Origin of the sequence: Paenibacillus sp. FSL E2-0178 (assembly GCF_038593005.1) — a bacterium.
GTDB lineage: Bacteria > Bacillota > Bacilli > Paenibacillales > Paenibacillaceae > Paenibacillus_AQ > Paenibacillus_AQ phytohabitans.
The window spans coordinates 6,263,317-6,278,517 of sequence record NZ_CP151953.1; the positions used below are offsets into that span (position 1 = coordinate 6,263,317).

Consider the following 15,201-nt stretch of genomic DNA (forward strand, 5'->3'; position numbering starts at 1 on the left):
GAAGGGTGCAGGCGGCTTCTGTTTTTTTGGCACAGGCGTTTACGAATGATTGAAACGGCTATACTACCTAGTAGTAGTTAAATACTGGACAGGCAGACGGAAGGAAACAGGAGGGTGTGCTATGCAACTAAGTATATTGCTGATGATCGTGCAGCTCTTTTTCGCGCTGGTCATCGGCGTTTATTTTTGGAATCTGCTGCGTGGACAGAAGACCAACAAGACGGCGGTAGACCGGGAATCGCGCAAGGAGCTGGATAAGCTGCGCAAGATGCGGATGATCTCTCTGACCAAGCCGCTCTCAGAAAAAACACGTCCGGCCTCCATCGATGATATCGTCGGACAGAAGGACGGGCTGCGCGCACTTAAGGCCGCGCTCTGCAGTGCCAATCCGCAGCATGTTATTATCTACGGACCGCCTGGTGTAGGCAAGACAGCCGCTGCGCGTGTGGTCATGGAGGAAGCGAAGAAGAATGCGCTGTCCCCGTTCAAGCGCGATGCCAAATTCACAGAGATCGATGCCACTACCGCCCGCTTCGATGAGCGCGGGATTGCCGATCCGCTCATCGGCTCGGTGCATGATCCAATCTATCAGGGTGCGGGGGCCATGGGGGTGGCCGGAGTTCCGCAGCCGAAGCCGGGAGCGGTTACCAAGGCGCATGGCGGGATTCTGTTCCTGGATGAGATCGGGGAGCTGCATCCGATTCAGATGAACAAGCTGCTGAAGGTGCTGGAGGACCGCAAGGTGCTGCTGGAGAGTGCGTACTATAATTCAGAAGACAGCAACACGCCGGCGTATATCCATGATATCTTCCAGAACGGCCTGCCCGCCGATTTCCGGCTGGTTGGTGCAACGACACGTTCGCCGGATGAAATCTCGCCTGCGCTCCGTTCGCGCTGCATGGAGATCTATTTCCGGCCGCTGCTGCCGGAGGAGATTGCGGTGATCGGACGGGATGCCGTCCAGAAGGTCGGACTGAAGCCAAGCCCCGAAGCGGTGGAAGTGGTGCAGCAATATGCCACGAACGGCCGCGAGGCCGTGAATATGATCCAGCTGGCCGCGGGATTGGCCCTGACCGAAGGCCGGGATACCCTGAGTGCTGCCGAAGTGGAATGGGTCGCGGGCAGCAGCCAGCTGCCGCTGCGGACGGAGCGCAAGATTCCAACGTCTCCGCAGATCGGGCTGGTTAACGGCCTTGCCGTCTACGGGCCGGGCATGGGTACGCTGCTGGAGATTGAAGTCTCCGCCGCACCTGCCGCTAATGGACAAGGCAGACTGAATATAACCGGTGTAGTTGATGAAGAGGAGCTGCGCGGCGGCTCACGGACGACCCGGCGCAAGAGTATGGCCAGAGGCTCCATCGAGAATGTGCTGACCGTACTGCGTACGATGAAGCTGGACCCGGACCACTACGACCTGCACATTAACTTCCCAGGCGGCACGCCGATTGACGGCCCGTCCGCCGGAGTAGCCATGGCGGTCGCTATCGTCTCCGCCATCCGGCAGCTGCCGGTGGATAACACGGTAGCGATTACCGGGGAGATCGGCATCCACGGCCGTGTGAAGCCGGTCGGCGGCGTGGTCGCCAAGGTCGAGGCCGCGTTCCAGGCCGGTGCAACCACCGTGCTGATTCCTAAGGAGAACTGGCAGTCGCTGTTCGCCGACCTCGGCCCCCTGCGGGTCATCCCCATGGACACCGTCGAAGAAGTTTTCCGCCACCTGTTTGGCGCGGATACGGCAGACGTGAGAATGCCAGCCGTGTCGGGCGAGACCTTCTCTTCGGCGCCTTCGCTGCTGAAGGCGGATGCTTCGGGGGAGAGCTTGCCGGGATAGCAGCAGTCTATATGAAGAGGTCCCTCAGATCATGTACTGGGGGACCTTTTTTTGCGGAATTTGCTGGAACGGTACCATCCTTTGGAGAATGGAGGAGCTGTTTCCACTTGTTCGTTATGTAATGATTCCTGAGCCTTACGGACCGTAAGGCCGCTTTTTTAGCGAAAGGGGGACTCGGCACGGGGCTAACGGACCGGATGCAGCTGGCCCGGAAATAGATGGATTTTCTACACTTGCTGAGGAACGAATGAATCCTTCGGAAACAGCAGTTGGATATACGGCACTTAAATTATTGTCTTTCACTCAAACTAGCTAAATCACCCGAATTAAATGTAGTTTTTCCACTTGCTTGCCCCCGATCCGCCGAAATCAACAAATTAAGATACCTTTATCCACTTGCTTGTGGCATCAGTCCGTATCCCCGCGGCATCCTCCCCTTTTGTCCGCGGAATGTAGCTCTTGGGGGTCCCCCCCGTAAAGTAATTGATTCACCGTCCAAGCTAAAACACGACTCTGCGGGCTATTTCCACTTGTTCCCACCTGGTACAGGGATCAGGTTTCTTGAGAAGAAGTGCTGACATTCCTCCGCCTGAAATGATATAATGAATAGATCAGTGTGTGGAGATATTAGTCTTTTATAGACTAAAAATATATGTCTCAGGATACGTCTGCCATCTGAAATACTATTTTTATGGAGATGACGTACATGCACGGAGAAACAAGACTGCCCAGAAACGCCAAAGAAGGTTTATTATTTTTATTGATTGTCTCAATTATTTCAGTCAATACCATTGCTCCTCTTATCGTAGGGTTGGAACTCGGATTCAGCAAGGAAGTATATCTGGATACACTGAAGATCCTTCCATTCATGTGGGTAATCGTAGTTCTGCTGGTACGGCTGGTGGCCGGACCTATTGTCCGCAAAGTGCTGCCGAAATTCACAGGACAAACTGACGGATTTAATGCCAGGGTTCTCCTGAATATTATTTTGAATGTTACAGTATTATCGGTTTCAATGTCGGTTATCGGCACATGGGTTGGAACGGGACATGTAAGTCTGGAGCCCGTCAGAAACTTCCTTCATATCTGGCCAAGGAACTTTGGGATAGCCTTCTGGATTGAACTGCTGGTTGCGCAGCCGATCGCAAGATTGGCAATGAAGACGTTGCATGCAAGGCAGGACCGTAAGGCACAAAGTGTAAATGCGTGATCAGGGCTAATCGTCCAAAATAACAATACATTCGGGGAACGTCCATGCCGGGCGTTCTTTTCTTTTAATGGATCAGGCACCCTTTAAGTAAAGGCAACGGCATAGTACACTTAAGTTCAGCGAATACTAAAAGACGACTGCGCCACAGCATTTGCCGCGGCACAAGGCTTGTTGGTGTTTTCATGCCGCTTTTGTTAGAATGAATGCATATGACACTACTTATGAACCATGGGAGGTGCGAAAGCGATGATACAAAGCAAATCGAAAGGTCGTCGTTTTCCTTTATTACCGCTTAGAGGTCTTCTTGTATATCCCAGCATGGTTCTGCATTTAGATGTAGGCCGCGAGAAGTCAGTCCGGGCACTGGAAAAAGCTATGGTTGAAGATAACCTGATTCTCCTCTGCTCCCAGTCGGAAGTGAATATAGAGGAACCGGGACAGGAAGATATTTTCCGGGTGGGTACAGTTGCGAATGTGCGGCAGATGCTGAAGCTTCCCAACGGCACGATCCGAGTGTTGGTGGAGGGCGTAGAGCGTGCCGAGATTATTCATTATACGGATAACGAGGAGTACTACGAGGTAATGGCGCGTGAGCTACCGGAGCAGGAGGATGTTGATCAGGAGAGCGATGCCCTGATGCGTACCGTACTGAGCCAGTTCGAACACTACATCACCTTGTCGAAGAAGGTTACTCCCGAGACGCTGGCTGCTGTCTCCGATATTGAAGAGCCGGGCCGGCTGGCCGACGTGATCACCAGTCATTTGGCGCTGAAGATTAAGGAGAAGCAGGAGATTCTGGAGACCATTGACGTCAGCAAACGTCTGGAGAAGCTGCTCGATATCCTCAATAATGAGCGTGAAGTGCTGGAGCTGGAACGCAAGATCAGCCAGCGCGTGAAGAAACAGATGGAGAAGACCCAGAAGGAGTATTACCTGCGCGAACAGATGAAAGCGATCCAGAAGGAGCTTGGCGAGAAGGAAGGCCGGGCAGGCGAAGCGGATGAGCTGCGCGCCCAGATGGAAGAGAAGAATCTGCCGGAGCGTGTGCAGGAGAAGATCGAGAAGGAAATCGACCGTCTGGAGAAAATGCCGGCAAGCTCGGCTGAAGGCAGCGTCATCCGCAACTATGTGGATTGGCTGCTGGGTCTGCCGTGGAGCGAAGCAACCGAAGATGATCTGGATATCAAGAAGGCGGAGCAGGTGCTGGATGCAGACCACTACGGTCTGGAGAAGCCGAAGGAACGCGTACTGGAATATCTGGCGGTACAGAAGCTGGTCAAGAGTCTGAAGGGGCCGATTCTGTGTCTGGTAGGTCCTCCGGGCGTTGGTAAAACCTCGCTCGCCCGCTCCATCGCCCGCTCGCTGAACCGTAAGTTTGTCCGCATCTCGCTGGGCGGCGTGCGGGATGAAGCGGAGATTCGTGGTCACCGCCGTACCTATGTCGGTGCTATGCCCGGACGTATTATTCAGGGGATGAAGACTGCAGGCAGCATCAACCCGGTCTTCCTGCTGGATGAGATCGACAAGATGGCAGCGGACTTCCGCGGCGATCCGTCGGCGGCTCTGCTGGAGGTGCTTGACCCAGAACAGAACAATACGTTCAGCGATCACTTCGTAGAGCTGCCGTTCGATCTGTCGAATGTCATGTTCGTCACAACAGCGAATGCCGTGCATAATATTCCGCGCCCGTTACTGGACCGGATGGAGATGCTGTTCATTCCCGGCTATACGGAGCTGGAGAAGCTGCAGATTGCCAGCCGCTATCTGCTGCCGAAGCAGCGCAAGAGTCATGGCTTGGAAGATGAGCAATTATCCATTGAGGATGATACGCTGCTGAAGATTGTCCGCGAGTACACACGGGAATCCGGAGTGCGGAATTTGGAGCAGCAGATTGCTGCCCTGTGCCGCAAAGCCGCCAAGCAGATTGTCTCGGAAGAGAAGGAACGCGTAAGCATTCTTCCGGAAGAGATTAAGGATTATCTGGGCGCTTCGAAGTACCGCTATGGAATGGCGGAGCTGGAGGATCAGATCGGCACCGTGACCGGGTTGGCCTGGACCGAGGTTGGCGGCGATACGCTTCTGATCGAAGTAACGGTTGTGCAGGGTACGGGCAAGCTGACGCTGACCGGACAGCTGGGCGATGTGATGAAGGAGTCGGCGCAGGCCGCCTTCAGCTATACCCGCTCTAAGGCGGAGGAGCTGGGACTGGCACCGGATTTCCATGAGAAGAACGATATTCATATCCACATTCCCGAAGGTGCGATCCCCAAAGACGGTCCGTCTGCAGGGATTACGATTGCAACAGCACTGATCTCCGCCCTGACGAAACGTTATGTCTCGAAGACTGTGGCGATGACCGGCGAGATTACGCTGCGCGGGCGTGTGCTGCCAATCGGGGGCCTTAAGGAGAAATCGCTGGCTGCCCACCGTGCAGGCTATAAGAAGATCCTCATTCCTAAGGACAACGAGCGTGACCTTAAGGATATTCCCGAGAGTGTCCTGAACGATGTGGAGTTTGTGCCGGTAGCCCATATGGATCAGGTGCTGAAGCATGCACTTGTGGATCATGAGGCCGTCAGCGGCAGAGACACAGATACGGATACAGAAATAAGTATTGAAGCGCCAAGTAGTGTGCATTAGAAGGGGAGTATTATGAAAGTTAACAATGCCGAATTTGTGATCAGTGCCGTGGGCCCTGATCAATACCCTGAGGATGCCTTGCCGGAGATTGCTCTGGCAGGGCGCTCCAATGTAGGGAAGTCATCTCTGATTAACCGTATGATTAACCGCAAGAATCTTGCCCGCACCAGTTCTACACCGGGTAAGACGCAGCATATGAACTATTATCGTATTAATGAAAGTATGTATTTCGTCGACTTTCCGGGTTACGGCTACGCCAAGGTCTCCAAGACGCAGCGCGCCTCCTGGGGCAAAATGGTTGAGAAATACATGTCCGAGCGTGAAACGCTGAAGATGGTCCTGCTCGTTGTAGACCTTCGTCATCCGCCAACCGGCAATGACAAGATGATGTTCGACTGGCTGAAGCATTATGATCTGCCGCTCTGTGTAGTGGCAACCAAGGCGGATAAGATTCCGAAGACCCGCTGGCCGAAGCATATCAAGGTTATGAAGCAGGAGCTCGGTGTGCTGCCGGGTGATAACTTCATTGCCTATTCTTCAGAGATTGGACTTGGCAAAGACGAACTATGGGAACTTATCGATAGACATACTCTTCCTACCGAAGAAGAACCTCCGGCAGAACCGGACGATCAGGATTCCGGGGATGAACCACAGCACGAAGACTCTTCTGAGACTTAAGGGTTTGTCATAGAATTGAGGGATGGTTATGGCTCAGCGTCTGGCTATGGAATATGTGAATGCAACAATGCAAATGACCGAATTTCAGCTGAACCAGTTTCTGCTTACCGCCGATACCAGCTATATCAGCCACCGCGTGAAGATCCTTGGCGCAGGTGAACAGGAGATTGTGCTGGAGGAAGCCGGGGGCGAGGAGGTACATCTGTCTTTTGAACGCAAAGGCGGCATCTATATTGGTTCCTTGTCCTGCAGGGTAGTGAATCCTCATCTGATCAATGCGGTACGTAAGCTCTTCTTCATGTATAAGGGCACGGGAACCGTGAACCGGATTTATAAGGAATTAACCATGATGTACTATTATGAGGGTGGCTCGGTGCGCCGGATCTCGGAAGTGAGACCCGGCGGCACCAAGCTGATCTATCAGCATAAATATTCATTAGTAGAGATGATGTCTATTTACAAGCTGCAGACGGTAGAGCAGGAGATAGAACAGGAGCGCCGGAAGATTAATAGACTGCTGGATCTCCGCAATACTTGTCAGCATGAAGAGGCTATCCGTGAAGTAGACGAACAGCTTGCGCTGGCAGCTTACAGGCTGTTTCAGTTAGAAGCTTAAGAAGATTAATTTAAAATTTAGCAATCATTTCCTAGTGAAATGGTTGTATTTTTTTGCGAAATCTATACATATCCTCCCGAAAAGGACCGATAAAAGACATATGATAGATATCCATAGCCACATTCTACCCTTCATGGATGACGGAGCCGCTGATGTTGACGCCGCTCTCGCCATGGCGCAAGACGCCAATAACGATGGTATTACAACTGTAATTGCCACCCCGCACCATGCTAACGGAGTTTATATGAATCCGGCTCCAGATATAGAAGCAGCTGTGCGGCTGCTGAATGAGAAGCTCCAAGAAGCGGGCAATCCCCTTCAGGTGCTGCCGGGCCAGGAGATTCGTATCTACGGCGATCTGCTGGATGATCTGGAGAAGGGACAACTGCTGACGCTTGCAGGCTCCAGGTACATCCTGCTGGAGATGCCCTCCTCGCGTGTGCCCCGCAACATGGAGGAGACCTGCCATGAGCTGATCATTCAGGGCTATGTTCCGGTAATTGCCCATCCGGAGCGTAATGCCGAAGTCGCCGAGAATCCGTCCAAGCTGGAGCGGCTAACCGAACTGGGAGCGCTTGGACAGCTGACGGCACAGAGTCTTGCCGGGACCTTCGGGAGTAAGCTGCAGAAGCTGTCGATCGACTTGTGCCGGCGGGGGACTATACATGTGATTGCATCAGATGCCCATGATTCTAGTAATCGTCCGTTTGGTTTAAGCGAGGCTTACGAGGTTGTGAAGAAGCAATTGGGAAATGAGACATTCGACTTTTTTCTACACAATGCGCGCAGAATTGTGGCTAACGAGGAGATAATTCGAGTTAATCCTGTTCAATCTAACAGCAAACTTCATAGATTGTTCGGATTATTTTCTCGTAAAGGGTGACCTCTCAATGGATTAATGGTAGAATGGGTATTACTGGATTAACGCTCTATTATTTATAAAAATACATACAAAGAGGTGGATGACAAGTGACTTTGAAGAAAAAATTGGCAGTATCTACACTAGCAGTAAGCATGGCAGCGGCATCCGTTGCCGGATTCCCGTTCAGCAGCAAGGGGCTGGCCCAGCATCTTGGGATCGTAGGTACGGCTTCTGCGGCAGCGGTTACTCACGCAGATGCGAAGCTCAAAGTGAAGAATGTATATGATCAACTTACTGCAGCAGACAAGGAGAAGCTTCTGGCTTATGAATTAGAAGCAGGCAACATTGACATTACTACATTCAAAGCTATCTTCAAGCCAGTGCTCGACAAGCTTACATTCTTGAATGATGGTGATGTTGCAACTGCCCATAAAGCATTCAAGAGTGTATCCAGTGTAGTTTATGATGTGTATGCTAATGATTTTGCTGAAATTAAAGCTATTCGTTATGATTTGGATAATGTAAACCTGCTTAATAAGATCGCTGCAGAAGCTGGCGTGGCTGAGCTTACATTTGATGACCTGATTGAATTCCTGCTGGGTAGCAATGGTGTGGAAGCAGAACTCCGCGCATTGGTCAGCAGCAAGACAAATGCTCAACTGCTTGATATTATCGCTAATTCCACAAGCCAGGATGCTCTCATTGATGATGCCATTACAGCTGTGCTTAACCACAGAACAGGTACAGGAGCCCTTACAGTTAGTCAGGTAGTATACAATCTTGATATTGCTCCTGCTGATGTGAAGCTGACTCTGAAGAACCTGAATGCTACACTTCCAACAGCGAAGCCTGCGGTGAAGGCTCTTGCTACTGCTTATATCAAAGCATACGGCTTCAATAGTGGCGGTGATGGCGGTAGCAGCGGTGGCGGTGGCGGAACTGTAGTAACAACTCCAGTTACCAATCCAACAGCTACACCTGGAATCTACGATGTATCCAAGCTGGTAACTATTGTTGGAGACAAGGCGACACTTAAGCTGGTTGATGCTGATGTAATGAAAGCATTTGATGCCCTGGTTGCTGCTAATGCCGGTAAGACAGGCCTTACACTTACCCTGAACCTGGGTACAGTGAATGCTGCAACAGTTGAAGTTCCATTGTCCAAAGCAATCATTGATGCCGCTAAGGCTAAAGGCATTGCCAACATTGCAATTACCTTCAACGGTTTGACCGTAACGATTCCAGTAGGCCAATTCAACGATGCGGTTACACTGACTGTATCCACAATTGCTGACACTACTGTAACCTCGATTTCCAGCCTGAAGCTGGCATCAAGCGTATATGAATTTGATCTGACTGTAGGCGGCGTTGCTACAACAACCTTCCAGCAGCCGTTGACAATCAAGCTGCCACTGAAGAATACAACAGGCCTAGACAAAGAATTGCTCTCCGTTGCTAAGGTTGTATACGGTGCGCTGCAGTTCCAGGGCGGTGTTGTAGACGGTGACTATATCGTAGAACCACGTGACACGTTCTCTTCCTACGCAGTAGTTGAGAACAAAGTAAGCTTCAAAGACATTGCAAGTGTACAGGCTTGGGCGGGAAGACAAATTGCCGTTGTAGCTGCTAAGGGCGCAATCGAAGGCGTGGGTAACGGCAACTTTGCTCCGAAGAGCAATGTGACCCGTGCTGAATTCGCCAAGATGCTGATTCGCGCACTGAATCTGGAGAACAACTCCGCTAAGCAGAGCTTCAGCGATGTTAGCTCTACTTCCTGGTATGCCCCATATGTAGCTGTAGCTGCTGAGAAAGGGATCATCACCGGACGCAGCGCTGCACAATTCGATCCTAATGCAACCATTACCCGTGCGGAAATGGCAACCATGATCGCCCGTGCAGTTAAGTCGGTGAACCCTGATGCAACTACTAGTGCAAGCGCGCTAAGCCAGTTCTCTGATGCTGCCAAGATCAGTGCATCGCTGAGAGACGGAGTTGCCTTCGCTGCCAGCAATAACCTGGTTATCGGTAACGCAGGCAAGTTCAACCCTAACAATACTGCTACACGTGCAGAAGCAGCAGTTATTATCTACCGTACAATCAACTTCAAGTAAGTAAATAGTAAGTGTGGAGAGCCTCCTCTCGTCTATTAGAGAGGAGGCACTTTTTTAGAAATATAAGAATTTATATGCTCTACGCTATAAATTATCCTTCTATTTCTCGCTGAAACGGTGCCGTCCTTTAAATGGACGTCAAAGGCGTTTCTACTTGCTTAGGTGAAATATTACAGAAACAGCTTGGAGGGAAATTCACTTGTCAGCACAAGAATTGGATCTGCGCGATTATTTCCAGATTGTCAGGAAGAGACTGTGGATGATTGTCAGCATTGTTATCGTGGCATGTGTTCTTGCCGGGGTCTACAGCTTATACATTAAGAATCCGGTGTATGAGGCGTCAACGAAGATTATTGTTAATCAGACACCTACCCAATCTACGGTAGGGCAACTGGATCTTAACCAGATTAATACGAATATTCAGCTTATCAATACGTACAAGGAAATTATTAAGACACCGGCAATCCTCGACGTTGTGGCTAAGAACTATCCGCAATTCGCTATTACTGCGGAGGAGATGCTGAAGAAGGTTAATGTTAGCTCCGTAAACAATACGCAGGTGATGACACTTGTCGTTCGAGATAATTCATATCAGAGAGCCGCAGAGATCGTGAATGCCATATCACTTGTGTTCAAGCAGGAGATTCCGAGCCTGTTCAATGTGCAGAATGTGTCCATCCTCAATGAAGCTAAGCTTAATCCCCCGGTTGCTCCAGGACCGGTAGAGCCGAATGTGGTGATGAACCTCGCGATTGCCTTCATTGTATCCTTGATGATCGGTCTGGGAATTGCCTTCTTGCTGGAATACTTAGATGATACGTTGAAGACAGAAGATGACATTAAGAAATACCTTGGACTGCCGACGATCGCCATGATTACACGGCTTGGACAAGAAGAAACGAAGACTACTGAACAGCAAGTACAGACGCAGACCAGAAAGGCGGGAGATCTCGAACATGTCACAGCAGCCAAATAAACAACGCCATCTGATTACCGTGACGAACCCGCGCTCACCTGTATCTGAAGCTTTTCGGGCACTGCGCACGAATATTGATTTCTCTTCGGTAGATGAACGGATTCAGGTCATTATGGTCACTTCTTCCGGACCGGAGGAAGGGAAGTCTACAGTGACAGCTAACCTTGCCGCTGCTTATGCTCAAGCAGATAAGAAGGTGCTACTCATTGACGGTGACTTGCGTAAGCCTACAGCACATAAGACTTTTTCGCTCAGTAACCGTTACGGATTGTCTTCACTATTATCTCAGCAGGCTGAGCTGTCTGAGGTGATTCAAGAATCAGGAGTGAACAACCTTTCTTTAATGACTTCTGGTCCGATTCCGCCAAATCCGGCAGAGATGATGGCCTCCAACCGTATGAGTGCGGTTCTGCAAGAGCTGCGCCAGCTGTTCGATGTTATTCTAATCGATACACCGCCACTATTGGCAGTTACAGATGCGCAGATTGTGGCCTCCAAGAGCGATGGCGTTATTATGGTCGTGAGTTACGGCAAGGTTAAGCGGGATATTGCCGTTAAGGCAAAGGCAGGTCTGGACCGGGTAGGGGCAAGAATGCTGGGAGTAGTACTGAATAATGTTAAACGTAAAGCCAGTGAAGGCTATTATTATTACTATTATGGCAATTAAGTTTCCTATTGATGAAAATTGTTATTTTTGGAGGCACTAAAAATGACAGCGAAAACCAGGGTGTTGGTATTATTTCTGATCGATATCACAATCATATGGTTCAGTATCGTGACTTCCTATCTCTTCCGGTTCACTAACCATATTCCTCAGGAATATGTTGTCCAGATGATCGTATTCGGTGTGATTTCGACTGTTGCCTTCGGGGGAAGTCTGGTGTATTTCGGCCTGTACCGCAGAATGTGGCAATATGCCAGTATTGGCGAGATCATATCGGTACTCAAAGCTATTGTGGTAGGAGCCGTAATCTCATACTCGGTAGCTTTATTTATTCTGCCCCACCAGGTTCCCTTAAGCATAGAAGTGCGTTCGGTGGAGACGATTCTGTTGTTGGTAGGCGGAGTACGGTTTGTCTGGAGAGTGTTCCGCAATGACCGGATTAACAATAAGGATACGGAGATCCATACACTTATTGTAGGAGCAGGGGACTGCGGTATCCTGATTGCCAGGGAAATGATGGGGCCTTCATTCGCTCATACACGGCTGGTAGGATTCATAGATGATAGTTCAGACAAATATCACCTGACCATATTGGGTGTCCCTGTGCTTGGTAACCGTTATGATATCCCGCGGATTGTCAAGGAGAAGGAAATTCATGAGATTATTATTGCCATGCCTTCCGTCTCCCGAACCGAAATATCCGAGATTATTAATCTGGCCAAGGCTACGGGCGCGAAGCTAAAGATTATACCGGCATTGAATGACCTGATCGCAGGCAAGATTTCTGTCAAGAAGCTAAGGGATGTTAGTGTAGAAGATCTGCTGGGCCGTGAGCCAATTGTAGCCGACATGAACAGTATCCTGGGTTATGTCCATAATAAGACCGTACTTGTTACGGGAGCAGGAGGTTCTATCGGATCAGAGCTATGCCGCCAGATCTCTCCCTTTGCACCGGACAAGCTGTTGATCCTTGGACACGGAGAGAACAGCATCTATACCATAGAGATGGAGCTGCGCAAGAGCTTCCCTTATCTGAATATTGTGACGATTATTGCCGATGTTCAAGACCGTACAAGGCTGATGGATATATTCCAGAGCCACAAGCCGCAGGTGGTCTTTCATGCGGCAGCACATAAGCACGTTCCCCTGATGGAGCGTAATCCTTCCGAGGCGATCAAGAATAATGTCTTCGGCACACGTAATGTAGCTGACTGTGCAGACAAATACGGAGCAGAACGTTTTGTGCTGATCTCTTCAGACAAGGCCGTTAACCCTACCAGTGTCATGGGGGCAACGAAACGAATCGCTGAGATGTATGTTCAGAGTCTTAATGTAACGAGCCCAACGAAATTCTCGGCAGTACGTTTCGGCAACGTACTAGGCAGCCGTGGAAGCGTAATTCCCGCATTCAAGCAGCAGATTGCTGCCGGAGGACCGGTCACTGTTACGCATCCGGAGATGGTCCGATTCTTCATGACGATACCGGAAGCCGTACAATTAGTGATTCAATCAGGTTCCTTTGCAAAAGGTGGCGAAGTCTTCGTGCTGGATATGGGCCAACCGGTAAAAATTCTTACCTTGGCAGAAGACTTGATTACTTTGTCTGGCTATGAACCGTATAAGGATATCGATATCACTTTCTCGGGTATCCGTGAAGGTGAGAAGCTATATGAAGAACTGCTGACAGATGAAGAGAACCTGAGCTCAACTCAGCATGACCGGATCTTCATCGGCAGACCTAATGTCATTAGCCAGAGTCAAATGGAGCTGGAGTTCAAACGGCTAGAACGTGTTATTGCTGAAGACGGAGAAGCCATTCGTGAAGTAATTAATCAGATCGTGCCGATGCAGCCTGTGATCCAGGCGGCGATTAGCTAATTAGAACTTGGAGGTACCTGAAGTGAAAAGATGGAAGAAAGTATTGATCTGGACGCTGTCGGTCATCGTGGTGTTGGGCGTTGGCGGACTATTCGCTGCCAATTATGCTGTTGACAAGCTGATGAATTCTATGTCGGATGGGTTTGATGTGGAAGCGGAAGATACTGTTAATGTGCCTCAGGGACAGGTTGTTGAGCCTACAGTAGCGGAGAGTGATCCGTCTGCGGAACCAGCGGCTTCAGTTGCTCCAACATCAACAAGTCCGCCAGACAGCACTCCAGCTTCTACGGATGCCGGAGAACAAACGGCTGTCAGTACCACTAAGCCAGCAACTACTCCAGCTCCAGTGGCAAATAAGAATACGGATTCTAAAGATGGATATACCGCTCAAGTTTCTACGGATAAAGCTAAAGAGATTCAGGACAGTGTGACTGTGAAGGATAAGGCGAATGTTGCAGCTATAGTAGCAGGGCAACTAAGTGTATCAGATATCAAGAGACTTCAAGAGTTGGCTAAGGGCGGCCTAACCATTGATGAGAAGCGGGAAGCACGCAGCATTATTCTTGGTAAAGTCTCAGAGGAACAATATAACGAACTCTCACAAGTAGCCAAGAAATACGGCGTTAGCCAAGGGAAGACACGTGATCAAATAATTGCTGAAGAAGAACAACTTAAAGCACAAGAAAAAGGAAGTGAATGATCTTGTTTAAGGTGAAAATTCCCGCAGCAGCTCTACTGACAGTAGCGTTAATAGGATCAGCACCATTAACAGCATCGGCGCCTATATCGGCTTCAGCTGCTGTTTCTACAGTAACTCCAAAGGCTTCAAATACAATCAAAGTGCAGAATGTAGATGTGAAGTTGCTCTTTGATGGTGTGGTTATGCAGCCACCGGCAGGTCAATATGTGTTTATGTACAATAACACTACCTATGTTCCTCTACGTTTCATGTCCTATGCACTCCAAAAGAGCGTAAGCTGGGATGCCAAGAATCTTAAGGTAACAGTAGCAGAGCCAAGCAGTTCGGAAATGGTCGTAATTAAAGAATATTTGATGAATGTTACAGATAGTTCCGCTTTTGCAACGAAGAGTATTGCTCTGAACAACGTAAATGCAAGTTATGTATTTAATGGGAATAATAAAGCGTTACCCAAGGGCCAATCCAGTTATCTACTGAATGGTTCCATCTATGTACCACTAAGATTCTTATCGGAATCTGTAGGGAATTCCATTAGCTGGGATCAGAAGACAAAGACTATTACTGCAAATTCTAAGAGTTATGAAGAAAACAATGCTAATGTGAATCCGAATATTAACGGATCGAGTCCATCTGCTAGTGCAGCACCGACAGCAACGGCGACTACTGATGTAAATGGAGCAGGTTCAGCATCCGCGGGAGCAAGTTCGGGGAAGGTTTCCTATGAGTCTATTACAAGCGCAACAGAAGCGAAGTTGAATGCTTTACAATCGCAAAGTGCGTCTACGCTACTGGGAACCTTAGCCGAATACTTGAGTGCGAGTGATGATGCGACCAGAGAAAGTATTAAAGCCAAAGGGAAACAGCAGATAGCATCCTTTAGAGCTTCTTTCAACAGTATAATCGCTGACGCTGAACAAAAACTAAACAATAATGGATATAGCACTAGTATTATTCAGCAGTATAAAGACACATTTGAAGCGACCCTTCAGGGCGGTATGGATGAAGCTGCATCTCTGGTGAATTAACTTAATGGTT

12 protein-coding genes are annotated in these 15,201 nt (G+C 49.5%); all 12 read left to right on the forward strand.

Annotated features, from left to right (window positions below):
* The first annotated feature begins 121 nt into the window (after positions 1 to 121).
* Positions 122 to 1,831, forward strand: a complete 1,710-nt coding sequence (gene lonB, locus MHI42_RS27335; protein ID WP_042139662.1) for an ATP-dependent protease LonB — start codon at positions 122 to 124, stop codon at positions 1,829 to 1,831.
* Positions 1,832 to 2,537: 706 nt separating this feature from the next.
* Positions 2,538 to 3,041, forward strand: coding sequence for a hypothetical protein (locus MHI42_RS27340; protein WP_042139659.1), 504 nt, complete (start codon positions 2,538 to 2,540; stop codon positions 3,039 to 3,041).
* A 246-nt stretch (positions 3,042 to 3,287) separates the two neighbouring features.
* Positions 3,288 to 5,681 (forward strand): endopeptidase La, encoded by a 2,394-nt coding sequence (lon, locus tag MHI42_RS27345; RefSeq protein ID WP_246354530.1) that lies wholly within the window; start codon positions 3,288 to 3,290, stop codon positions 5,679 to 5,681.
* 12 nt (positions 5,682 to 5,693) lie between these two features.
* Positions 5,694 to 6,359 (forward strand): ribosome biogenesis GTP-binding protein YihA/YsxC, encoded by a 666-nt coding sequence (gene yihA / locus MHI42_RS27350; RefSeq protein ID WP_039296666.1) that lies wholly within the window; start codon positions 5,694 to 5,696, stop codon positions 6,357 to 6,359.
* Between the two features lie 28 nt (positions 6,360 to 6,387).
* Positions 6,388 to 6,975, forward strand: a complete 588-nt coding sequence (locus MHI42_RS27355; protein WP_342421215.1) for a non-ribosomal peptide synthetase module — start codon at positions 6,388 to 6,390, stop codon at positions 6,973 to 6,975.
* A gap of 100 nt (positions 6,976 to 7,075) precedes the next feature.
* Positions 7,076 to 7,858 carry a CpsB/CapC family capsule biosynthesis tyrosine phosphatase gene (locus MHI42_RS27360; protein WP_342421216.1) on the forward strand — a complete coding sequence of 261 codons (783 nt, stop codon included), beginning with the start codon at positions 7,076 to 7,078 and terminating at the stop codon, positions 7,856 to 7,858.
* Positions 7,859 to 7,944: 86 nt separating this feature from the next.
* Positions 7,945 to 9,948, forward strand: coding sequence for an S-layer homology domain-containing protein (locus tag MHI42_RS27365; protein WP_342421217.1), 2,004 nt, complete (start codon positions 7,945 to 7,947; stop codon positions 9,946 to 9,948).
* 199 nt (positions 9,949 to 10,147) lie between these two features.
* Complete coding sequence (locus MHI42_RS27370; RefSeq protein WP_342421218.1) at positions 10,148 to 10,924, forward strand: Wzz/FepE/Etk N-terminal domain-containing protein; 777 nt, start codon at positions 10,148 to 10,150, stop codon at positions 10,922 to 10,924.
* On the forward strand, positions 10,905 to 11,591 hold the full coding sequence (locus tag MHI42_RS27375; protein ID WP_342421219.1) for a CpsD/CapB family tyrosine-protein kinase: 687 nt from the start codon (positions 10,905 to 10,907) through the stop codon (positions 11,589 to 11,591). Before MHI42_RS27370 ends, MHI42_RS27375 begins: the two co-directional genes overlap by 20 nt.
* Positions 11,592 to 11,633: 42 nt before the next feature.
* Entirely contained in the window at positions 11,634 to 13,466 is a 1,833-nt protein-coding gene (locus MHI42_RS27380; protein ID WP_342421220.1) for a nucleoside-diphosphate sugar epimerase/dehydratase, read from the forward strand.
* Between the two features lie 22 nt (positions 13,467 to 13,488).
* Complete coding sequence (locus MHI42_RS27385; protein WP_342421221.1) at positions 13,489 to 14,166, forward strand: hypothetical protein; 678 nt, start codon at positions 13,489 to 13,491, stop codon at positions 14,164 to 14,166.
* Between the two features lie 11 nt (positions 14,167 to 14,177).
* Positions 14,178 to 15,191: a stalk domain-containing protein gene (locus MHI42_RS27390; protein ID WP_342424813.1), complete on the forward strand. Its 1,014-nt coding sequence runs from the start codon at positions 14,178 to 14,180 to the stop codon at positions 15,189 to 15,191.
* The last annotated feature ends 10 nt before the right edge of the window (positions 15,192 to 15,201 follow it).

Bases quoted from the DNA above. Each gene is read 5' to 3' on its own strand.
- lonB (WP_042139662.1), top strand. From the start codon at position 122: ATGCAACTAAGTATATTGCTGATGATCGTGCAGCTCTTTTTCGCGCTG.
- MHI42_RS27340 (WP_042139659.1), top strand. From the start codon at position 2,538: ATGCACGGAGAAACAAGACTGCCCAGAAACGCCAAAGAAGGTTTATTA.
- lon (WP_246354530.1), top strand. From the start codon at position 3,288: ATGATACAAAGCAAATCGAAAGGTCGTCGTTTTCCTTTATTACCGCTT.
- yihA (WP_039296666.1), top strand. From the start codon at position 5,694: ATGAAAGTTAACAATGCCGAATTTGTGATCAGTGCCGTGGGCCCTGAT.
- MHI42_RS27355 (WP_342421215.1), top strand. From the start codon at position 6,388: ATGGCTCAGCGTCTGGCTATGGAATATGTGAATGCAACAATGCAAATG.
- MHI42_RS27360 (WP_342421216.1), top strand. From the start codon at position 7,076: ATGATAGATATCCATAGCCACATTCTACCCTTCATGGATGACGGAGCC.
- MHI42_RS27375 (WP_342421219.1), top strand. From the start codon at position 10,905: ATGTCACAGCAGCCAAATAAACAACGCCATCTGATTACCGTGACGAAC.
- MHI42_RS27380 (WP_342421220.1), top strand. From the start codon at position 11,634: ATGACAGCGAAAACCAGGGTGTTGGTATTATTTCTGATCGATATCACA.